Source organism: Deinococcus aestuarii (genome assembly GCF_018863415.1).
GTDB classification, from domain to species: domain Bacteria; phylum Deinococcota; class Deinococci; order Deinococcales; family Deinococcaceae; genus Deinococcus; species Deinococcus aestuarii.
In genome coordinates this window covers 35,574-56,848 of record NZ_JAHKSN010000018.1, presented here as the reverse complement: position 1 = coordinate 56,848, position 21,275 = coordinate 35,574, and the positions used below count along the sequence as shown (strand labels likewise).

Annotated in this window: 17 protein-coding genes and 1 pseudogene; 4 read left to right on the top strand and 14 right to left on the bottom strand. The window is 67.1% G+C overall.

From position 1 onward, the window contains the following. Positions 1-410: 410 nt before the first annotated feature. The 8 genes from IC605_RS18105 to IC605_RS18070 all read right to left on the bottom strand — a co-directional run bounded on the left by IC605_RS18105 (position 411) and on the right by IC605_RS18070 (position 12,524). Positions 411-3,371, bottom strand: a complete 2,961-nt coding sequence (locus IC605_RS18105; RefSeq protein WP_216327428.1) for a Tn3 family transposase — start codon at positions 3,369-3,371, stop codon at positions 411-413. Positions 3,372-3,540: 169 nt separating this feature from the next. After that, positions 3,541-4,368: a pyruvate, water dikinase regulatory protein gene (locus IC605_RS18100; protein ID WP_216327425.1), complete on the bottom strand. Its 828-nt coding sequence runs from the start codon at positions 4,366-4,368 to the stop codon at positions 3,541-3,543. 195 nt (positions 4,369-4,563) lie between these two features. Further along, positions 4,564-6,948 carry a phosphoenolpyruvate synthase gene (ppsA, locus tag IC605_RS18095; protein ID WP_216327421.1) on the bottom strand — a complete coding sequence of 795 codons (2,385 nt, stop codon included), beginning with the start codon at positions 6,946-6,948 and terminating at the stop codon, positions 4,564-4,566. A gap of 90 nt (positions 6,949-7,038) precedes the next feature. Beyond that, positions 7,039-7,683 carry a LutC/YkgG family protein gene (locus tag IC605_RS18090; protein WP_216327419.1) on the bottom strand — a complete coding sequence of 215 codons (645 nt, stop codon included), beginning with the start codon at positions 7,681-7,683 and terminating at the stop codon, positions 7,039-7,041. Next, on the bottom strand, positions 7,680-9,215 hold the full coding sequence (locus tag IC605_RS18085; protein WP_216327415.1) for a lactate utilization protein B: 1,536 nt from the start codon (positions 9,213-9,215) through the stop codon (positions 7,680-7,682). Before IC605_RS18085 ends, IC605_RS18090 begins: the two co-directional genes overlap by 4 nt. Continuing rightward, entirely contained in the window at positions 9,212-9,955 is a 744-nt protein-coding gene (locus IC605_RS18080; RefSeq protein WP_216327413.1) for a (Fe-S)-binding protein, read from the bottom strand. The genes IC605_RS18085 and IC605_RS18080 overlap by 4 nt, the downstream gene beginning before the upstream one ends. 87 nt (positions 9,956-10,042) lie before the next feature. After that, positions 10,043-11,752 (bottom strand): lactate permease LctP family transporter, encoded by a 1,710-nt coding sequence (locus IC605_RS18075; RefSeq protein WP_246581010.1) that lies wholly within the window; start codon positions 11,750-11,752, stop codon positions 10,043-10,045. 367 nt (positions 11,753-12,119) lie between these two features. Beyond that, positions 12,120-12,524, bottom strand: a complete 405-nt coding sequence (locus IC605_RS18070; RefSeq protein ID WP_216327410.1) for an OsmC family protein — start codon at positions 12,522-12,524, stop codon at positions 12,120-12,122. A 167-nt stretch (positions 12,525-12,691) separates the two neighbouring features. Between IC605_RS18070 and IC605_RS18065 the strand changes: the two are divergent. Then, positions 12,692-12,879, top strand: a pseudogene (locus IC605_RS18065) (IS5/IS1182 family transposase); the annotation flags it as partial. Between the two features lie 33 nt (positions 12,880-12,912). Then, positions 12,913-13,638 carry a FadR/GntR family transcriptional regulator gene (locus IC605_RS18060; RefSeq protein WP_216327407.1) on the top strand — a complete coding sequence of 242 codons (726 nt, stop codon included), beginning with the start codon at positions 12,913-12,915 and terminating at the stop codon, positions 13,636-13,638. 460 nt (positions 13,639-14,098) lie between these two features. On the opposite strand, the gene IC605_RS25600 is transcribed toward IC605_RS18060, so the two are convergent. Then, positions 14,099-14,269 (bottom strand): MarR family transcriptional regulator, encoded by a 171-nt coding sequence (locus tag IC605_RS25600; protein ID WP_425514231.1) that lies wholly within the window; start codon positions 14,267-14,269, stop codon positions 14,099-14,101. Positions 14,270-14,337: 68 nt separating this feature from the next. On the opposite strand from IC605_RS25600, the gene IC605_RS18050 reads away from it, so the two are divergent. After that, complete coding sequence (locus tag IC605_RS18050) at positions 14,338-14,964, top strand: recombinase family protein (RefSeq protein ID WP_216327401.1); 627 nt, start codon at positions 14,338-14,340, stop codon at positions 14,962-14,964. A gap of 127 nt (positions 14,965-15,091) precedes the next feature. Here IC605_RS18050 and IC605_RS18045 read toward each other — a convergent pair whose 3' ends face one another. The 5 genes from IC605_RS18045 to IC605_RS18025 form a co-directional block, all read right to left on the bottom strand. Next, on the bottom strand, positions 15,092-16,219 hold the full coding sequence (locus IC605_RS18045) for an IS701 family transposase (RefSeq protein WP_216327511.1): 1,128 nt from the start codon (positions 16,217-16,219) through the stop codon (positions 15,092-15,094). Between the two features lie 131 nt (positions 16,220-16,350). Continuing rightward, on the bottom strand, positions 16,351-16,833 hold the full coding sequence (locus IC605_RS18040) for a hypothetical protein (protein ID WP_216327399.1): 483 nt from the start codon (positions 16,831-16,833) through the stop codon (positions 16,351-16,353). Between the two features lies 1 nt (position 16,834). Next, entirely contained in the window at positions 16,835-18,871 is a 2,037-nt protein-coding gene (locus IC605_RS18035) for a protein kinase domain-containing protein (RefSeq protein ID WP_216327396.1), read from the bottom strand. Then, positions 18,868-19,677 carry a PP2C family serine/threonine-protein phosphatase gene (locus IC605_RS18030; RefSeq protein WP_216327393.1) on the bottom strand — a complete coding sequence of 270 codons (810 nt, stop codon included), beginning with the start codon at positions 19,675-19,677 and terminating at the stop codon, positions 18,868-18,870. Before IC605_RS18030 ends, IC605_RS18035 begins: the two co-directional genes overlap by 4 nt. Positions 19,678-19,679: 2 nt before the next feature. Further along, positions 19,680-20,351, bottom strand: a complete 672-nt coding sequence (locus IC605_RS18025; RefSeq protein WP_216327390.1) for a vWA domain-containing protein — start codon at positions 20,349-20,351, stop codon at positions 19,680-19,682. A gap of 301 nt (positions 20,352-20,652) precedes the next feature. Here IC605_RS18025 and IC605_RS18020 point away from each other — a divergent pair, with 301 nt between their 5' ends. Continuing rightward, positions 20,653-21,249 (top strand): hypothetical protein, encoded by a 597-nt coding sequence (locus IC605_RS18020; RefSeq protein WP_216327387.1) that lies wholly within the window; start codon positions 20,653-20,655, stop codon positions 21,247-21,249. Positions 21,250-21,275 lie beyond the last annotated feature (26 nt).

Below are 21,275 nucleotides of genomic sequence, written 5' to 3'. Positions count from 1 at the left end.
CCTCGTGCCGCATCAGCGTGGCCAGCACCTCCCGGCCATCACGCGCGGAGAACCCCGTATGGGGCGCCTCACTCATCGCCTTCCTGGAAGCTGCCACGGTCGACCCGCAGACCGGAGTCTGCCCCCAGGTGGTCGACCTCGAAGGTGAGGTTTCTCTTCGACGTGCGGGCGGACGAGGTCCCCCTCACGCCCCCTCGGGGCGGACGGGCGAGAGACCAAGTCTCACTCCGGCCGTCCTCGAGGTTGACGCGCATGTGGCCGTTCCTAGTACTACAGCCGCATATGCAGGAGGGCGCGACGTTGGTAGTGGCAACGTCGCGCTCTGGCTTGATGTTTGCGCCGCCAAGTGGGGATAGGACAAGATCCGAGAATTTTAGTACGCTAAGGAAAAAGCCCGTCCAGAACGCACTTTACTCGCGTAACGCCCGGTAGGCTCCCTCGGCGGGCACCCCTTCGGGGTGCCACACGTAATCGCCAGTCAGCCCGATGTGCTCCCACGACAGCGGTGACACGTGCGCCAGCAACTCGTCGGGTACGTCCACACCCTCAGCGCGCAGGGCCTCGACGGCGCGCCCCAGATACACCGTGTTCCAAACGGTGATAGCCGTCGTCACGAGATTCAGGCCGCTGGCGCGATTGCTCTGCGCCTCGAATGACTGATCCCGAATCTCGCCGCTGCGATGGAAAGCGACTGCCCGCTTCAGGGCGTGCAGGGCCTCCCCCTTGTTCAAGCCCGCCAGCACCCGGCGGCGCAACTCGGGGTCGCGCAGCCATTCCAGCGTGAATAATGTCCGCTGGACGCGGCCCAGCTCGCGCAGGGCCAACGCCAAACCGTTTTGCCTTGGATATGAAGCGAGCTTGGACAGGATCAACGAGGCCGTCACCGTGCCCGCCTTAATCGAGGCCGTGAGCCGCCGCAACTCGTCCCAATGCTCACGGATCAGGCGCAGGTTGAGCCGCTGGGCTACCAGCGGCTCCAGCAGCCCATAGGCCGAGCCGACCTCGGGCGTGTACAGCCGGGTCTCGCCCAGGTCCCGAATCCTGGGGGCGAAGCGGAAGCCCAGGAGGTGACAGAGGGCGAAGACCTGCTCGGTGTAGCCCGCCGTGTCGGTGTAGTGCTCCTTGATCTTCAGCTCCGACAGGTGGTACAGCAGCCCATCGAGCACGTGCATCGCATCACGCACATTGGCGGTAATGACCTTGGTGTGGAAGGGCGCGTACTGGTCGCTGACATGGGTATAGAACAGGACGCCTGGCTCACGACCATACTTGGCATTCAGATGCCCGAAGGTCTTCCCGCGCCCACCTGTCGGAAAGCGTTGCCCGTCGGAACTGCTCGTCGTGCCATCGCCCCACAACGCGGCCAGGGGCAGCTTGGACTGGAAGTTCACCAGCTCCGCGAGACCCGCCGCGTAGGAGTCAGGGCGAACGAACCAGTCCGCGAGGTACATCAATCGGCGCGCGGTCATACCGGGGTCCGGGGAAGCCTCCGCCATCTTGGTCAGCCCCAGATTCAGCCCGTCAGCCAGGATCGCGGTCAGCAGATGGTCATGCCGCTCCACCTCCTTCCCGCTGTGCAGATTCAGGAAGACCCCCGTGAAGCGGGTCCAGGCGTTGACCTCCAGCAGCAGGTCAGTGATCTTCACACGCGGGAGTCGCGCACTCAGCCTGCGCCCCAGAGGCTCCACCTCGTCGGGCACTGCCCGCGTGACCTTCCCGATCCTGAGCCTGCCGCGTTGCACCGACACGGAGGACAGCTCGCCCCGGGCGAGCAGGTCGGCCACCTCACGCAACTGCTCTGTGAGCCTGGGTTCCGTGGCTGTCCAGAAGGCGTCGAACGTCTCCGGCAGGTCCAGGGACAGCTCGGGGAGGCGTTTCTGCCAGGTGCCCTGTGGCAGCAGGTAGGCGTCGAGGTCCTTGTACTTGCGGCTCCCGGTGACCCAGGCATCTCCGGCTCGCAACGCGAGCCGCAATTCGTCCAGCACGCACAACTCGTAGGCCCGGCGGTCCACTACGCCATCTCGGAACACCTGCCCGGCCCACTTCTGCCGGACAAAGCCGATGGGGACGTGTTCAGGTAAGGTGCGCTTGTTCGCCGCGTACATCTCGCGGAGGAGGTTCAGCGCCTCGACCACGGGTACCGCCTTGCCCTCTGCATGGAAGGTGAAGGCCGCCAGCAGCCGGGGGGCATAGCTTCGTACCTTCGCATAGCCCTTCATCGCATGGTGCAACGGATCAAGCTGCTCAGCACTCACCACCTCCTTCTCCCGCACGGTCTCGACGAGCTGTTGCCAGTTCACGACGGCTTCGATGGCCTGATAGGGGTCAGCTCCCTGCTCACGCGCGGCGATCACCGCCGCGCACACCGACTTGAAGGTGCCGAACTGCTCGACGAGTGGCGGCCCCTGCTGCCCGAAGACCTCCGCCGCAGCCCGTTCGCCTTCCCGCAGCAGCGACACCATCACGCGGTCGTGCATGTCGAGGACGGCATCGGTCAGGGTCTCGGAGAGGTCGAGCCGCCGGGCCATCAGCGTGGCCCGGCGGCGCCAGGGTTCAAAGTCCGCGAGGTGCGAGGCACTCAGCCGCCGGGCTTCTTCCGCCAGATGCTCCAGGCGGCTCTGCGGCAAAAAGGCCTGGAGGTTGCTCTGCACCGGGAAGGTCCGCACGAAGGCCAATTTGTCCAGCAGGGTCAGGAGATGTTTGGGCTTGGGCGCGCCTACAGGCCGCGCCAGCCACGCGAACCGCGAGACCGCTTCTTCCCCCTGCGGCACCAGCAGGTCGTCCACCCGCTCGGCGAGGTCGCCCTTGAGGGGCAAATTGAGCACGCCGTAGGTGTGCTGATCGGCGCGGACGCGGGCCGAGCGAACCAGGCGTTCGAGAACGCTGAAACGCGGCACCAGGAGGTGCCGCCGCCGCACCTCGTCCATCAGAGCACTCATCAATGGGAAAGGCTGATCGGTGACGACGGCCAACGGCACCAGCCAGTCACGCAATTCAGCGCCCTGTCGGCGCGACAATTCGACGTACCCCAGCCACTGACACAGGGCCGCGAAGTGTTCGCGCCGGGTCGGCTCGCGGGTGGCGTACTGGGTGTAGCACGCCGAATCCACCCGCAGTTGTTCGGCGAGGTAGGCCAGGACGGCTTCGGGGGGCGTTTCCCCGGAGCGTAATCCGCGCCCCAGGTGGCGCAGAACGGTGAGCTGCACGGCGAAGCCCAACTTGTTGAAATCTCGACGCCGCTCCCGCACGAGGCGGAGGTCAGCGGCGTCGAGCAGGTAGTACCGGGAGAGGATGCGCTCGTCCAGGGCAGGGAAGCGGGTGAACTGTTCACGCTGAGCAGCAGTGAACAGCGACGAGGGATGAGCCGTCATGCCGTGTCCAATCGTTTTAGGCTTGACAGAGGACTGTTCTCAGGCCCACAGTCCAAGACATAACGCCAAGTCGTCTCGCTATCTGAAACCGCCTTCCAAGGCGGCCACTCTTTCAGGCTGCTGCTCGGGCGTACGCTGGGAATACCTCGTTTTTGCGGTATTCCTACCCTTACACCCGTCGTAATTGTGTGAGAATCCCCGCTGCGATCTCCTCCACGCTGGCGGAGGTGGTGTCGCGGACGGGAATCCCGGCCCGCGCGAAGAGGCGTTCGGCCCGGCGAACCTCGTGTTCGCACTGTTCGAGGCTGGCGTAGCGGCTGTTCGGCTTGCGCTGGGTGCGGATGGCGTGCAGGCGGCGGGGGTCGATGGTCAGGCCGTGCAGCTTGGTGCGGTACGGCTCCAGGGGAATCGGCAACGACTCACGCTCGAAGTCATCCTCGGCAAGGGGATAGTTGCTGGCGCGAACGCCGTGCTGGAGGGCCAGAAACAGGCTGGTGGGCGTCTTGCCGGCGCGGCTGACCCCCACCAGGATCACGTCCGCCAGGCCGTACTGGCGGTCCCCCAGGCCGTCGTCGGTAGCCAGGGCGAAGTCCAGGGCATCCATGCGGGCGAGGTAGGAAGTCTGGTCATGCATGTCGTGGTGGCGACCCACGCTGCGGGTGGCCCGCTCGCCGAACTCCTCCTCCAAGAGGCTGAGGCCGGGGCCAAGGAGGTCGAACACCCGGGCGGGGACCACCTCCAGTTCTCGCATGACCTCGGGCTCGGTGATGGTGGTGAACACGAGTGGCCGTTCGCCTCCGCTCGCCAGCGTGGCGACCTCCTGCGCCACCCCCCGCGCGACCTCAACCGTGGCGACGAAGGGCCGCTGGAGGTACGCCAGGGACTGCTCCGGAAAGTGCGCGAGCAGGGCACGGGCGGCGTTCTCTGCCGTCAAGCCGGTGTGGTCGGAGACGATCAGGACCGGGCGTGGACCGGCAGCCGCCGCGCCGCCCGTCATGCCCGCCACCTGATCCCTCGTGGGCGCACCAGGGCAGAAGGAACCAGCAGGTGAACCGCATCCCGCCTGTCCCCCAGGATGAGGAGGGAGAGGCGGCGGAGTTGCCGCCGGGGGAATCCGGGGGGGCAGACCTGACGTGTCCACCGGGTCGGGGAGTCCGTCAGGTGGGGATGGAAGCGGGCATCCATGCCGGACTCACCCTTGCACCGGACGCTGGTCCGCGTCCGGGTCCGCCTGGGCCAGGTGCAGCCAGGTGGTCAGCACGCTATCGGGGTTGAGGCTGACGGAATCAATGCCCTGTTCCATCAGCCACGCCGCCAGCGCCGGGTGGTCCGAAGGCCCCTGCCCGCAGATACCCACGTACTTGCCCGCTCGCTTGGCGGCCTGGATGGCCTGGCTCATCAGCGCCAGCACCGCCTCGTTCTGCTCGTCGAACAGGTCGGCCACCAGCCCGGAGTCGCGGTCGAGCGCCAGCGTGAGCTGCGTCAGGTCGTTGGAGCCGATGGAGAAGCCGTCGAAGTGTTCGAGGAACTGGTCGGCCAAGATGGCGTTCGACGGCACCTCGCACATCATGATGACCTTCAGCCCGTTCTCGCCGCGCTGGAGGCCGTTCTTCTCCAGAATCTGGGTGATGGTCTGCGCCTCGCCCACCGTGCGGACGAAGGGAATCATGACCTGCACGTTGGTCAGGCCCATCCCGTCGCGCACCTCGCGGATCGCCTCGCATTCCAGCGCGAAGGCGGCGGCGAAGTCGGGCGAACGGTAGCGGGAAGCGCCCCGGAAGCCGATCATCGGGTTTTCCTCGTGCGGCTCGTAGGCGGGGCCGCCGATCAGGTGGGCGTACTCGTTGCTCTTGAAGTCGCTCAGGCGCACGATCACCGGCTTGGGCGCGAAGGCCGCCGCGATGGTCGCCACCCCCTCGGCCAGCTTCTCGCGAAAGAAGTCGCGGGGGGTCGCGTACCCGGCCGTCTTCTCCTCGATCTGCGCCCGCACGTCATCGGGCACGTTCGGGTAATCCAGCAGCGCACGGGGGTGAATCCCGATCACGTTGGAGATGACGAACTCGACGCGGGCCAGCCCCACGCCCTCGTTGGGGAGCGCGGCGAAGGAGAAGGCGCGGTCGGGCGAGGCCACGTTCATCATGATCTTCATGGAGACGGGGGGCATGGCGTCCAGCTCGACGCGGTTGACCCGGTAGGGCAGCTCCCCCGCGTACACGTAGCCGGTGTCGCCCTCGGCGCAGGAGACGGTGACCTGGGCGCCGCTCTCCAGCTCGCGGGTGGCGTTCCCGGTGCCCACGACCGCCGGAATCCCCAGCTCCCGCGCGATGATCGCCGCGTGGCAGGTGCGCCCGCCCCGGTTGGTCACGATGGCCGACGCCCGCTTCATCACGGGTTCCCAGTCGGGGTCGGTCATGTCGGCGACCAGCACGTCGCCGTCCTGCACCTGGTCCATCTCGGCGGGATCGCGCACCACCCGCACCGTCCCCGCGCCAATGCGGTTGCCCACCGCGCGGCCTTCGACCAGCACCTCACCTTTGCCTTGCAGCTCGAAGCGTTCCAGCGTGCGCCCGGCGCGGCTCTGCACCGTCTCGGGCCGGGCCTGGAGGATGTAAATGAGCCCGTCGCGTCCGTCCTTGCCCCACTCGATGTCCATCGGGCGGCCGTAGTGGTCCTCGATGGTCACGCACTGCCGAGCGAGTTCGGTGAGGTCCTCGTCCGAGAGGCAGAAGCGGCGGCGCTCCTCCTCGGGCACGTCCACGCTCTCCACGCCGCCGCCCTCGGCGTAAATCATCCGGCGGGCCTTGCTGCCCAGAGTGCGGCGCAGCACGGCCCGCTTCCCGGCCTTTAGCGCGGGCTTGTACACGAAGTATTCGTCGGGGTTCACGGCCCCCTGCACGACGAGTTCCCCTAACCCATACGCCGCCGTCACCAGCACCGCGTCCCGGTAGCCGCTCTCGGTGTCCAGGGTAAAGGCCACGCCCGACACGCCGAGGTCTGTCCGGACCATCCGCTGCACCCCTGCCGAGAGCGCCACATCCGCGTGCTCGAAGTTGTGGTGAACGCGGTAAGAGATCGCCCGGTCGTTGTACAGGGAGGCGAAGACGAGGCGGACGTGGTGCAGCACCGAGTCGATGCCCCGCACGTTCAGGAAGGTTTCCTGCTGGCCCGCGAAACTCGCTTCCGGCAGGTCCTCGGCGGTGGCGCTCGACCGCACGGCCACGTCGGGGTCCACGCCCCCGGACTCCTGGGCGAGCTGGGCGTAGCCGTCCCGGATGGCCGCTTCCAGCTCGGCGGGCAGCGCGCCGCCCTCCACCCAGCCGCGAATCTCGCGCCCGGCGTCCGCGAGGGCCACCACGTCGTTCACGTCGAGGGCCGCGAGGCGGGTATTGATGCGTTCCTCAATCCCGTTCTGGGTCAGGAACGCGCGGAAGGCGTCGGCGGTCGTGGCGAAGCCGCCGGGCACCCGCACCCCGGCCCCGGCGAGGCCCTGGATCATCTCGCCGATGGAGGCGTTCTTGCCGCCCACGACCTCCACGTCGGTCATCCTTAGTGTCTGGAACCAGCGAATCATGTCCATGCGTCCTCCGCGTGCCTCTTGAAACACGAGAATTCTTTTGCCGTACTCCCCCTCGAAAGGGTCCGGACCATTGCTCAGACGGAATCCGTACTATTCGACGACGATAACGTGCAGGTGCCTCGGCCCATGCACCCCCTCCACGCGCACCAGTTCGATGTCGCTGGTCGCGCTGCCGCCCGAAAGCCAGGTCAGGGGGCGGCCCGCGCGCACGCTGGCGGCCACAGTGTCCACGGCCTGCCGGACCGTCTGCACGACCTGATCCCCACGCACCAGGCATACGTGCAGGTCGGGGATCAGCGAGAGCGCCCGGCGGCCCTGGTCGGGGCCGTGGTCGAGGATGATGGTGCCCGTCTCGCTCACCGCGACCGCGCACCCGGTAACCACCGCCTCCGCCCGGTCGAGGTCGGCGTGTGATAAGGGCGGGTCGTCGCGCAGCATATCCAGGCCAGCGGGCAGCCACGCCGCCGCGAGGCCGGGCGGCACGATGACCCGCCGCGCCCCGCCCAGCGCCGCCGCCACCGCCCCCACGATCTCGCCTGCCAGGACGCGGGTGAACGCCGCCTTGTAGTCCAGAATGCGGTCCTCGAACTGGTGCAAGACGGCTTCACGGGAGAGCGGCGCGGACACCGGGTAGGGGGGCAGAGGCTGTTGCTCCGCCCCGGCGATGGCGCGGTTGATGCGGGTCAGCAGTTCCAGTTTGGCTTCCGCCGTGGAGGGAAAGGGCTCGGCAGTCATAACGTGTCCTCTCTGGGCGGCTCGGCGTCGAACTGGCCGCCTTCCTTCTTCTGCGGCGGGACGGGGCCTTCCTCGGCCTTCTGTACGATGGCGGGCGGGGCCGCGTCCACGGGCGCCGGGCGGTTGCGCCACCAATCGCGGAACCCCTCTTTCGGGAAGGGCTTCAGGTCACGCACCTGGGTCCAGCCCGCGAGCGGCCCCGGCAGCGAGGTGATCGCGTCGCCGTGCACCAGCGGCCCCTGGCCCACGCGGGCAAGCTCCAGCGCCCCCTCGAAGCGCCAGCCTTCCGACATCACGAACTTCATGCCCTTCATGGCGAGCGCCTCGGCGGTGAGGCCCTTTTGCAGATTCGCCTCGGAGCGCAGGTAAATCAGCACCTGCGGGATGTTGATCTTGACCGGGCACACGTCGTAGCACGCGCCGCATAGGCTGGACGCGCCGGGCAGCGTGTTGGCGTTCTTGTCGTGCATCCCCAGCAGTTGCGGCGTCAGAATCGCGCCGATGGGACCGGGGTAGACGCTGCCGTAGGCGTGGCCGCCCGCCCGTTCGTACACGGGGCAGACGTTCAGGCAGGCCGAGCAGCGGATGCAGCGCAGCGTCTGCCGCCCGAAGTCGTCGGCCAGCACGTTGGTCCGCCCGTTGTCGAGCAGCACCAGATGGAATTCCTGCGGGCCGTCGCCGGGGGTCACGCCGCTCCAGAAGGAGTTGTAGGGGTTCATGCGCTCGGCGGTGCTGCTGCGCGGCAGGAGTTCCATGAAGACCGAGATGTCCTCCCACGTCTCCAGCACCTTCTCGATGCCCATGATGCTGACCAGCACCTCCGGCAGCGTGACGCACATGCGCCCGTTGCCTTCGGACTCCACCACGCACACCGTCCCCGTCTCGGCAATGGCGAAATTCGCGCCCGATACGGCCATCTTGGTGGTCAGGAACTTGTGGCGCAGGTAGCGCCGCGCCGCCGCCGCGAGGGCCGCCGGGTCGTCGGGCAGCTCGCCCTCGCCGGGCAGCTCCGCGTTGAAGAGGGCCTGAATCTCGGCGCGGTTGCGGTGGATGGCCGGGACGAGGATGTGGCTGGGCCGGTCATGCGAGAGCTGCACGATCAGTTCCGCGAGGTCCGTCTCGATGGCGTGGATGCCGCGTTCCTCCAGCGCCCGGTTCAGCTCGATCTCGTCGGAGGTGATCGACTTGACCTTGATCAGTTCGCGGGCGCCGTGGGCCGCCGCGATCCGGGCCACGATCTCGCGGGCTTCCTGCGCGTCCCGCGCCCAGTGGACGTGCCCGCCCCGCGCCTTGACGCTCTGCTCCAGTTGCAGCAGGCGGTCGGAAAGGTTGGCGAGCGAGGCGTCCTTCGTCGCGGCCCCCAGCGTCCGCAACTGTTCCCATTGGGGCAGCTCCCCCACCACGTTCGCGCGCTTCTCGCGGATGGTGTGCGTGACTTTGCGCAGGTTGGCCCGGAGCTGGGCCCTCACCACCTGCTCGCGGGCGGCTTCGGGAAACGGCTGGGCGGGGTGCAGACCTCCGTGGTCGCTCACGCGAACACCTCCTCTTCGGTGCTCGCCAGGATCTCGGCGAGGTGGACGGTGCGGGTGCCCGAGCGCAGGCGGTGCAGCCCGCCGCCGATGTGCAGCAGGCACGAGTTGTCGCCCGCCGTGCAGGCTTCGGCCCCGGTGTTCATGATGTGCCGGGCCTTGTCGGTCAGCATCGCCGCGCTCACGTCGGGATTCTTCACCGCGAAGGTGCCGCCGAAGCCGCAGCATTCGTTCGCGCCTTCCAGTTCCACCAGCGTCATGCCGCGCACGTTCCTCAGGAGTTGCAGCGGCGCGTCGCCCACCCGCAGCGCGCGCATGGCGTGGCAGGTGGGGTGATAGGTCACGCGGTGCGGGTAGTACGCGCCCACGTCGGTCACGCCGAGTTTGTTCACCAGAAGCTCGGAGAGTTCGAAGACGCGGGGGGCGAGGGCCTCCACGTCGCGCAGCAACTCGTCGTCCCCGGCCCACTGCGCGGCCTCGGGGTACAGTTCGCGCACCATCGCGGCGCACGAGCCGCTGGGCGTCACCACGACCTCCGAGTCACGGAAGTCGCGCACGAACTTGCGGATGAGGTGCAGGGCGTCTTCGCGGTAGCCGGTGTTCAGGTGCATCTGCCCGCAGCAGGTCTGGGCGGGGTTGAAGTTCACCCGGTGGCCCAGGCGTTCGAGCAACCGGACGGTCGCCTGCCCGGTTGCGGGAAACAGCGCGTCGTTGACGCAGGTGAGGAAGAGGTCGATGTGCATGGCGTTCCTTTTCGAGGGGCGGGGGAAGGTCACCAGGAATAGTCCTGTGGCCTTCCGGCGTGGTGGTTTCAGTCGGAAAGGCGGGGTTTATGGGTGAGGAATCATCCCCGGCACGACGTAGGCCTGGAGGTAAGTGATGACCATGATGATAGCGAGGAAGCCCAGGCTCTTTTTCACGGTGAAGCGCAGCAGCTCGCTCTCGCGGCCCACCAGGCCCACGGCGGCGCAGGCGACGGCGATGCTCTGCGGGGAAATCATCTTGCCGGTCACGCCCCCGGTGGTGTTGGCGGCGACGGCTAGCGCCGGGTTCATGCCCACCTGTTGCGCGGTCACCTGCTGAAGATTGCTGAACAGCGCGTTGGAGGAGGTGTCCGAGCCGGTCAGGAACACGCCCAGCCAGCCCAGCATCGGCGAGAACAGCGGGAAGAGCTGCCCGGTCTGCGCCAGCGCCAGGGCCATCGTGGCGCTCTGGCCGGAGTAGTTGGCGATATACGCGAAGCCCAGCACGAACATGATGGTCAGGACCGGGTAGAAGAGTTCCTTGAGGGTTTCTACGAAGGTCTGCACACCTTCACGGGCCTTCATGCCGAGCACGGCCATGCTGACGAGTGCGGCCAGGAAGATGCTGGTGCCGGTGGCCGAGAGCCAGTCGAGCTTGTAGCTCGCGGCGTAGGGGGTCGGCTCGGCGACGATGGGCGCCACCTTCAACACCTGGTTGTTGAGGGTGGGCACGTCCCAGTGCGACACCGTCCAGGCGAGCGGGCCGGGAGCCTTGAGGTCGAACAGGGCTTTGAAGCCGGGCAGGCTCCAGATCACCACGAACAGCGTGAGCAGCAGGAAGGGCGACCACGCTTTGAGGACGCTTCCAGCGGTCATGTTGGCCGTCTGGACAGGCCGGTAGGCCGCCCCCACCGTCTGCGGCGCGGGGATAGGTTGGATTTCCCGCGGTTTCCAGAACTTCAGGAAGGTGGCGGTGGCGACCAGGCTGACGAGTGCCGAGGTGATGTCGGGCAGTTCCGGCCCGATGAAGTTGGAGGTGAGGTACTGCGTGACCGCAAAGGACAGCCCGGCGACCAGCAGCGCGGGCCACAGGTCACGCACGCCCTTCATCCCAGCTTTCATGCCGCCCTTGCCCGAGTCCATCAGGTAAACCATGAAGAACGGGACGAACAGCGCCAGCAGCGGGAGCTGTCGCCCGGCAATCTGGCCGATGGTGTGTGCCGGAATCCCGGTGAGGCCGCCCGCTACGGTGATCGGAATGCCCAGCGCCCCGAAGGCGACGGGCGCGGTGTTGGCGATCAGGCACAGCCCGGCGGCATAGAGCGGGTTCAGACCCAGGCCCACCAGCAGCGCTGCCGTGATGGCGACCGGCGCGCCGAATCCGGCGGCCCCTTCCAGAAACGCACCGAAGCAGAAGCCGATCAGCACGACCAGCAACCTCTGATCCTCGGTGATATTCAGCACCGACTGCCGGATGACCTCGAACTGCCCGGTCTTGACCGCCACCTTGTACAGAAACACGGCGGCGACGATGATCCAGGCAATCGGCCACAGCCCATAGCCAAAGCCGTACAGCGTGGCCCAGGCTGCCTTGGCGAAGGGCATCCCGTAGCCGAGCACCGCCACCAGAAAGGCCAGCAGCACCGTGATGGCCCCGGCCACGTACCCCTTGAGGCGCAGGCCCACCAGGGCGACGAAGAAAAACACGACGGGAATCAGCGCCACCAGCGTGGAAAGCCACAGACTTCCCCCGATGGGCGCGTAATTCTGCGTCCAGACCGACACGGCTTGTTCCATCCGTCCTCCTTTGGCAGCACCTGGGTGCCGCCCTCCCTCTCTTGAATTGTCTGAAAGTCCCTTCAGGGTGGAGCAACTTGTTCTGAATGTCAATTGTTCTGAACAATTTCTGGACTGAGTATAAGCTTCGCGACCCGGCGCGGCGTCGCTGCCTTCGGTTTCGGGGAAGCGGCGCGGCGTCCGTACGAAAGGGTCAGTGGCCTCCACAGGTCATGTTTGCGAGCTTCGTCGTGTCAGGAACGGCTGTGGTCCCCGGACGAAGCGCCCGGGTCACGTCTGCGACGCGCGGCTCCAGCCCCGTTGTGCCGTCCACCCTCGGGACCCCAGCCATGACCCCTTGACGGTATGGAGCGGCGCCGCTGCACCTTCAGGCGGGTTGAGCGATCCGGAAGGTGAGGGGGACCGCCTGGCGCAGGGTGTTCGACGAGATACAGGCACGGTCGGCCATCTCGACCAGCTTCTCCAGCAGTGCCCGGTCGGCGGCCTGCGCGTACACCACCACCTCGATGGCACTGAAGCGGCTGGGGGCCGCCGCCAGCGTGCCATTGACTTCCAGGTGAACATTCCCAATGTCCGCCTCACGGGCGCGAATGGCCGCGAGCAGGTTACTCATGAAGCAGCCGCCCAGGCCGGTCAGCAGATATTCGCCGCCCATCATCCCCCGGTCCTCGCCGCCCTTCTCGACCGGGCGGTCGACCAGCACCCGGTGTGTCCGTGCCGCCGCTTCTGCCGTGGATGGCCCCATTTGGTCGATCTTCACTTGAATTTGCATCGGACACCTCTCCACCGCCACATTCGCATGGGATTGCACGGGCAGGCTGCGGCCAACTGTAGAGTTATGGCAGGAGTATGCCCTACGCGCGCCTTGTGGGGGCGAGAAGCCATGCGTTGCAAAGCACCCCAGGGAGCGGACAGCGGGCGGGCGATGAAGGGGCCAAGCGGCGCAAAGGCGCTTCACGTGGCTTTGTCCTGCTTCCTGAGCGCCGTGTGGTCGGGCCTTCGTTAGCATGCTTGTCCCGCCGCCGTTGCTTGGGACGCAACCTAGAACGCCGGTCCTCCACCCTGACTGGCTTTCACTTCCTCGCCGCCTGCTTCTGATGCTGGCGAAAAGCAAGCCCCTTCTTGGAGAGCCTGCTCCTCAGCCTCTAGACTGCGGTGCGATGCCTCCCCGTGTCCCGACGCCCATTCGCCCCCTGCAAAAGCGCCGCTCTGTCGGCGCCGACATCGCTGAGCAGCTCCAGCAACTCATCAATGACGGCACCTTCAAGCCCGGCGACCGGCTGCCGGGACAGCGCGAACTTGCCCAGCAGTTCGGCACCAGCCTGGCCGGGGTGCGCGAGGCCATCAGCGTCCTCACGGCGGCGGGGCTGGTGGACTCCACCCCCGGACGCGGCACTATCGTGCGCAGCGTGGGCGGGGCTTCGCCGACCTTCGACGGCTGGCTCGGCGCGGTGGGCGACGAACGGGAATTCGAGGAGCTGATGCAGGCGCGGCGGATGCTCGAGGCCTTCACCATCGCCCAGGCCACCGCCCAGGCGACGCCTGCCCAGGTGGGGGAGCTGCGCGGCGCGGTCGAGGCCATGCGCGACGGGATGGGGGACCCCGACGCCTACGCCGAAGCCGACATGCAGTTTCACCTGCTGCTGTCCGAGGTGGCCGGAAACCGGGTGGTGACCCGGCTGATGCGGGCGATTCAGCGGCCCATGATGGAGCAACTGCGCCGCAGCATCGCCCATCTCAAGGCCAGCGGGCAACTGGAAGAGAACCTCGCCACCCACGGGCGCATCGTGGACGGTATCGAACGCCGCGACCTGGAGGCCGCCCAGCGCGGGTTCGACGACATGCTGGCGATTTCGCTGGCCTTCGGGGCCAGGGGACAGGGCTGAAGCTCCTGTGCGTCCCCTCCTGCCGCGCAGAGGAGCTTTGCCCTCACGCGGGGGCGGTGTTCCTCCTCGCGGCCCTACAGGACCTGGCATGTTGCCGAGTCTAGAGAAGGAAGAGTTGAGGTTGGCTCAGGTCAGAGGAGGTGGGCAAAAGCTCCCACCAATGTCTGTCTCGGGTTGCTGACCTTATCCCGATTTCTTGCAGGGCAAAGACTCGAGAACCAGCCCACTTTACTGTAAAACGTCATGCTGGACGAACGAAAACAGCAATATGCCGGTTCGCCGTTCCATTACTACCGTGAGGCCATGTTCAGGCTTGGAGGAGAGACGCCAGCTCAATCCAGCAGGGATTCGGCGCGTTGCACCTCGGCGGGCGAGAGATTCATGCCGCTGTGCCAGGGTATCGCCCAGGGGACTGCGGGCACGCGGCATGAGCACTCCTCTCAAACGCCCGGGGCCAGACTCACCCCACGCGCCTGCGGTCAGCAGGATCAGGCCGGGTCGTCAGCAAGCCCTCGTCCCACAGTTCCGCCACCAGCCTGGAAACGAAGCTCTGGGCCAATCCCACACGCTTCACGATGTCACCAAGCGAGCTGTCGGGCCAGCGGGCCGCGCTGTCCCAATCAACGTACAGTTCAAGTGGGACAGATTCCAGGCACGATGGAAACGAGCAAAAACGGTTCTCGTTCTCAGGAGGTTCAAATGGGACAGCGCGCCGCCATCTACTGCCGGGTGTCCACGGGTGACCAGTCGTGTGACCGCCAGGAACGGGACCTGCGGGCCTTTGCCGAGCGTGGGGGATACGAAGTCGTGGGCGTGTTCAAGGAAACGGCTTCTGGGAGCAAGGACCAGCGTGGTCAGCGGAACAGGGTGGTCGCGCTGGCGCGCGACCGCCACATTCAGGCGGTGCTGGTCACGGAACTCACCCGCTGGGGACGCTCGACGACTGATCTGCTGCACAGCCTGCGGGAGCTGGAGGCGTGCGGTGTGTCCGTGATCGCGCAGACAGGCTTGCAATTTGACCTGAGTTCGCCACAGGGCAAGCTGTTCGCATCGTTGATGGCGGCGCTGGCGGAGTTTGAGCGGGACCTGTTGCGGGAACGGGTGAAGTCGGGCATCGCGGCGGCGCGGGAGCGTGGCGTGCGGTTCGGTCGTCAGCCGGGGCAGCGAGTGAAAGCGGAGCGGTACACGACGCGGGTGCTGCGGCTGCGCGCTGAGGGTCGGTCGTATCGAGAGATCGCCCGCGAGCTGCGCCTGAGCAAAAATACCGTTATGGACATCGTGAAACGCGCTTCCACCGGCCTGCCGGAGGGGGACGGGGCGGCTTAGCGTACTAAAATTCCTGGATCTCGTCCTATCCCCCAAGTGGACCAGGCCAGCACGAAATCCGATGGTGGAAGTGAAGACCACAACAGACGGCACAGCAAACGGCGCACCTCCGGCACGGTGAGTGCGATCAAGTCGTCGTCTCTCGTCCCCCCTTTTTGTGCTGGGCGCGTAAGGCGCCCAACAGAGCGTGGGCGAGCAACGCCAAGGTCACATGCCGATACCAGCCTACGTGGGAGCGAACCTCGTACTCATCCAGCCCGGCCTCGTTCTTGGCCTGCTCGAAGCCGACTTCGATAGACCACCGTGACCCGGCAATATGCACCACGTCTTGCAGTGTGGTCGCTGGCGGTGAACACACGCGGTAAAACGTCACTTCCTCGGGTTTGGCAATGCTTCGACGGGCCAGCAGCCAACGAGCAGAGCCGACCGTCTCGGTCGGCTGCGGTGTATCTGATCGGCCGAGTCTGCGGGTATTGATCCAAGCCCAGTCGTACAACCGCTCCCCCTTGCTGCCCGACCCCGCTGAGAGACGCTGCCAGGCTTGTGGGTCGAGCTCCTGGAACAGTTCATCCACCCGGGCCTGCCGCAACTCACCGTCCTGAACAAAGCGCAACGTGTGCGCGGACGTGATCGCCAGTACGTAGGCGAGGTTGCGCTCTTCCAGGGTGCGACAGAGGGCGGACGATGAGTACACGCTGTCACCCGTCACCCACGCGGGCTTGCAGCCCGCGTTCAGGGCGCGTTCAATCATCGTCAGGGCCAGTTGAGGCTTGGTTTGGAACCCGAGTGCCGCAGGTACTCGGGCTTCACGCCGCCGTTCAGGGTCGTCGGCCCACTCCTGGGGCAAGAACAACTCCCGGTCCACGAACGAGGTGCCGTGTTCGGTGGTGTAGGCGAGGAAGACGCCAACCTGACAGTTCTCGATGCGTCCAGCCGTCCCACTGTACTGGCGCTTCACCCCAGCCGATTTTGTCCCCTTCTTCAAAAAGCCCGTTTCGTCAATGACCAGGATGCCCCCAGGTCCGAAGGTGTCGAGCACGTAGGCGCGCAGATCGTCGCGGACTGCGTCCGCGTCCCACCCCGCAGTTGAGAGCAGACGCTGCATCCCATCCGGGGTGTGTTCCCCAGCGTGTTCGGCCAGTTGCCAGCCGTTCCGGCGTTCCAACGGGCTTAGCAATCCGCGCAGGTAAGCCAGGCTGCGTTGTCTCGGCTCGGCTCGCACGAAGCGGGGGGCGAGTCGAGCGTGCAACTTCATCAATTCGTCTTCCCAGCCCTCAACCGCATCCAGAGGCGCTGCGCTCACTCCCTGATGCTATCAACTGCGGCTGTAGTACTAGGCGCAGGCGCCACAGATCGTCCGGCCCTCGCCGGGACGTGCCCCTCCCTTCACGGCCCGTCCTGTTCCAGCTCCGCCGCCACAGCCTGCTCGAACAGCACCCGGCGCCGGACCTGGTACTCCTGCAGCGCCTGCTTCTGAGCGGCGGCCAGCCGCAGGTGGAGGGAAGGTGCCCGGCGCCGGAAGAGGTCGTCAGCCTTCTGCCGCACCGACGCTGGGGCCAGGCACAGGAGGCGGTGGCCTTCGAGCCAAGTCACCGACGACGGCACCAGTGCCTCCAACAGCCCGCCGTACAGCAGCGCCTCCTCCCGGCTGTTCAGGGTGACCTCGAACTCGTAGGGCAACCCCGCCCGTTCCCGCAGGGCGTTCTCGGGGGCCGGGACGTGGAAGCTGGGGTCGAGGTCCGCCAGGGTCAGGCCGCTCGCTTCGAGGCGCTGGAGCAGCAGGGAGGCGGCCTTGGCCCGCTCCCCCTCGTAGGGGCTGTTCAGGGCCAGTTGCAGCACCCGCCTGAGCTGTTCCCGGGTGGCCTCCATGTCAGTTGAGGTGGGGCAGGCCCTGCTGGATCAGGGCGATGGTCCGTTCGCGCTGGGCCAGCTTGAACTTCAACTCGCCGACGTCCAGGGCGATCGCCTGCTCACGGGTCTGCCAGCTCACGAGGTCCCGGCGCAGCTGCGCGACGGCGTCCTCCAGCGTCTTGAGTTTGGTTCGGCGCTTCTGGTCCAGCCGGGTCCTCACCGCGTCGTACTCCTGAACAGGCACCTGGGCCGGGTCGAACTGGAAGAACTGCTCCAGGGTGTCCCGCCACGCCAGCAGGTCCTGCTGGCGCCTGGGTCCGACCCCCTTGATCCAGCGCACGTTCGGGTTGACGTCCCGCGCCGTGTACACCCCGTGCTGGTTCAGGGTGGCGATCAGGGCCGGGCCGACTCCGGCCACCACACCGGGCCGGATCACGTGCTGCGAGAGGTACCGCTCCAGCCGGGGCTGGCGGTGCCGCTCGACGACCCCGGCGAGTTCGTCCTGTTCCTCCTGGTTCAGCGCCCGCACCTCGCGGCGCAGCTCCTCCAGCCCCTTCAGCGCCGCGCGGTACTGCGTCTGGGCACTGACGGCCTGCTGCCGCGCCAGCGCCTCGCTGATCTGGCGCCGCAGGAGGTCCGCCTGCCGCTCGTGTTCGGCCAGGTCCTGCCGGAGCGACCCCAGGTACTCCAGCTGCTGGGCCTGTTCGGCCTGCACACGCCGCGCCTGCTGGCGGGCCTTCAGGTTCCCCGCCGAGTTCTTGTTGAAGTGGTACCAGCCCAGGCACGCGAACACGAAACACAACAGCCACAGGCTCTGGACGGCAGCCCAGACAGCCACCAGAACGAAGACAGCACCCCACAGGGTGGCTCGGGGTGAGGGCGTAACCAGGGGTACAGTCAGGACCGGTTTGGCTGGGAGCGCGAGGGGCCCCGGCACCCCACGGACCACGGCGGCCGGGGGCGGGGGCGGAAGGGGAATGGCGTTCACCCCCTGCCAGATGCGGTTGAGTTCGGCCTCCACGTCGAACCGTTTGGCCCCCGCCGGAATGCCCGTCTTGACCGTCGCGGCCTGGATGTTCCCCGGAAGCAGCGCGCACCAGGGACACGGCAGTCGCCGGTCGTGCCAGTGCGACGCGTTCCTGCTGCAGGCGGTGAGCTGCTTGGCGAGGTCCGCCAGAATGGCCTCCCACTCCGCGGCCGAGGGCCGGTTCTGGTGCCGGGGGGAAAAGGCCCGCTCAAAGAGATCCTGCAGGGTACGGTGGAGACCATTCAGGGTCAGGCTGAACGGCGGCGGCTTCACGCCGGTCTGCTGCCGGAGGGAGTACGCGAACTGGTCCGCGGCGATGGCCTGGGCCGGGCTGGGGGTGGCCTTGTCGTCGTGGACCCCGGCGTAGGGATGCCGCCCGTCGAACAGCAGGTGAAAGATCAGCAGGGCGAGTCCGAACAGGTCGTGTTCGGTGGTCCGCAGAAGGGCCCCGAAGCCCTTGCCCTGCAACTCGGGCGGCGTGAATTCCGCCGTCCCCACCGGGCACGGGTAGGTCTCGCTCCCCACTTTGATCTGGAACGAGTCGGTGTCGATGAAGCGCACGACGCCCTGCGGCGACACCATGACGTTCCTCGAACTCACGTCGCCCATCAGGTGTCCGCGCGAGTGCAGCACCGCGAAGCCCCGGGCGACGTTGCGCGCCACGTGGACGAGGAAGCGCCAGTCCACCCCCGGAAAGAACTGTCGCCGGGAGGCCGGGCGGTAGAGCAGGTGAAGCTCGTGGAAGGTCGACTCGTCCACGAGCGGCATGACGAAGCCCTGAACCCGCCCCGCGCTGTCCTTGAGCACGCTCTGGGGCCAAGCGCTGACGCTCAGCAACTGGGGATCGCCGACCCGCGCGAGGGCGTCGAGCTTGCGGGTGGTTTGCGCGTCGGGGGCCTGGAGGTAGATCTTGGCGACCGCGTCCGTCCTGGAGGCCAGCGTGTACACCGCGCCCTGGCCTCCCCGCCCCAGCTCACGGTCCAGCACCACCGGTTGCCCCTGGCCGTCCACGTACCGGGAGAGGGTCACGGGGCGGGCTCCTGCGCTTCCACCCGTACCATTCGGCGGCTGCTCAGCACCAGGGTCTTGTCGTCGTTGGTGCGGGCGTTGACGTTCGGCGAGTCCAGAAAGCGCCCCAGGCCCGCCTGCAGGGCGAGGTGGGCGTCGGAGCCCTCGGCTTCCAGCGCCTCCAGGGCCTGGAACATCGGCTCGAAGAACGGCGCGTGGGCCGCCTGTTGTTGCAGGGCCAGGGCCAGCGTCTGCAGGCCGTCCGTCATCAGGGCCACCCGGTCGAGCGCGCCCTCCACCACCCGCACGTGGACGTGCTCGTCCGGCACGTCCGTCACGAAGTAGGTCTGATTCGCGTACTCGCCGTTGTCCGGCCAGAACACCACCTCGAAGTCCGAGCCCTCGGACTGGATGATGGCGGCCCCATCCCCCACCTGCAGGAACCAGGCCTGGTCCGGCAGCACCGCCGCCACGTTCACCGTGCAGGCCAGGTCACGCAGGGCGTAGTTGCGCTCATCCTCTCCGGCGTAATTTTCCAGTTGGGTTTTCAGGACACGGACCAGCGCGAGACCGTCTTCAGGGCTCAGGAACCCGCTGCCCTGCGTGAGCCGCATTTCCAGCCAGCATAGGGTCTGCTCGCACACCAGGGCGCTGCCCTCCTCGGAGTGCGCCGCGCTTCCCGCACCGTCAGACGTGACGAGCAGAAGCAGCGGTTCGTCCCGGCCCGTGGTCAGGGTCTTGACAACGTGGTGGTCTTGGCAGGGCTGCCCGGTGCCCGCGTGGGCCGTGCCCATGACCGAGGCATGGATGGACCGCCAGGGGGTCAAGGTCAGACCTCGCCCCACCCAGCCGGACTTTTCAGAGCCACCTTGTCGCCCGGCGTGCTCTGGGAGACGCTTTTCAGGCTGGCCGAGAGCCACTGGAACATCTCGCGGAACTTCAGGCCACTCAGGGCGATGGGCTCCCGAACAGAGAGCTTGCGCAACATGTCCATGTCGGCCCCCTGAACGCCGACGCTGAAAAAGGCGAACGACCCGCTGGCCTCGCCCTGACGGACCATCTCCGCCGCTCGCTGCCAGCCGTCCGTGGGGGCCCCGTCGGTGATCAGGAAGACCCAGGGCCGGTACAGCCCGACCCCGCCCTGCCGGATGACTTCCTTGCGCCGCTTGAGCATCTCCAGGCCATGCACCACGGCGGCCCCCAAGGGGGTATCGGATTCGGCCTTGAGATGGGGCGGCGCGAACTGCTGCACGCCCGTGAAGTCCATGACCTCCCGCACGGGTCCGAACGACACGATCGCCACCTCGCAGCGGGCGGCGGCGAGCGGGTCACGCGCGAGGTCGTCGGCGAAGTGAGTCAGGCCCGCATTGAGCTGGCTGATCTTCTCGCCCTGCATGCTGCCGCTGTTGTCCAGCAGCAGCAGCACGGGACAGCGGGGCTCGGGGTTGTCGGCAAACTGTGCGAGGTCGAACGGGAGCTGGTCGAAGTCACCGTGTGACATTGATGAATTGTAGGCGAGCAGGGCGGACAGCATGTGCCACTTTGCCTGCTGTATACGTTTGACCGGCGCTTTGGGAGCAGCCTGCCGTGGAAGTGAACGCCTGAAGTTGGAGGCCGTCAGGGGCAGCGGTGACGGGCGCTCGGGTCGCAGCCCGCTGGGCCGCTTCCGCGGCACTCGTGCCGGAGGAGTCTAACGAAGGGGAGTGTCCTTGGAGAGCCGCTCTGCCGGGCACTGCTTCGGCCGGTTTGCCAGAACGTGTCGCGCGCTCACGACCGTACGGGCACGCCGCATGATGGGCCGCATGACCCACGTTCCTGCGCCCACCCAATCGTTCTGTCAGACCATCGGTGGCCAGCCGCAGATCTGGGCTACCACGCCGCTGGTGTGGTTGATGAGCCTGTGGTACCAGCACAACGCGTACTCGACGGCAGGCAATCCCTGGTTCCGGTTCGTCGATGTGGCTACCCTGATTCCACACGCCACCGCACAGCAGGCCCGTGTGCCGACGGCCACGGCCTGGTCGCGCGCCGACCTGGCCGTGCCGGTCATCCTCGTGCAGTTGCTCCCCGCCGGAGCGAAGACGCCAAAGACCGTGCTGGTGGACGGCATCAACCGAGTGCGGAAACTCGACAGCCTGGGTATCCCGCAGGTTGAGGTGATGATCGTGCCGCTGGAGGTCGCCGGCCAGTTCGAGGTGCCGGCCGCGTACGCCACGGCCGCGCAGGCCCTGCTGGTGCAACGACAGACCCATCGTGCCCTGCAAGCCATTTTCGACGACGCCACGGCGAAGCTGCTCCCCCAGGTCGTGGCCCTGCGTGACGCGGCCCGGCAGCAGGGCACGGTCCTCCCGGACCTGCCCCTTCCGCAGACGCTGCGGTACCTGTACGCCCTGCCTTGAGAGGCGAGCCGACCCTTTCAACGCGC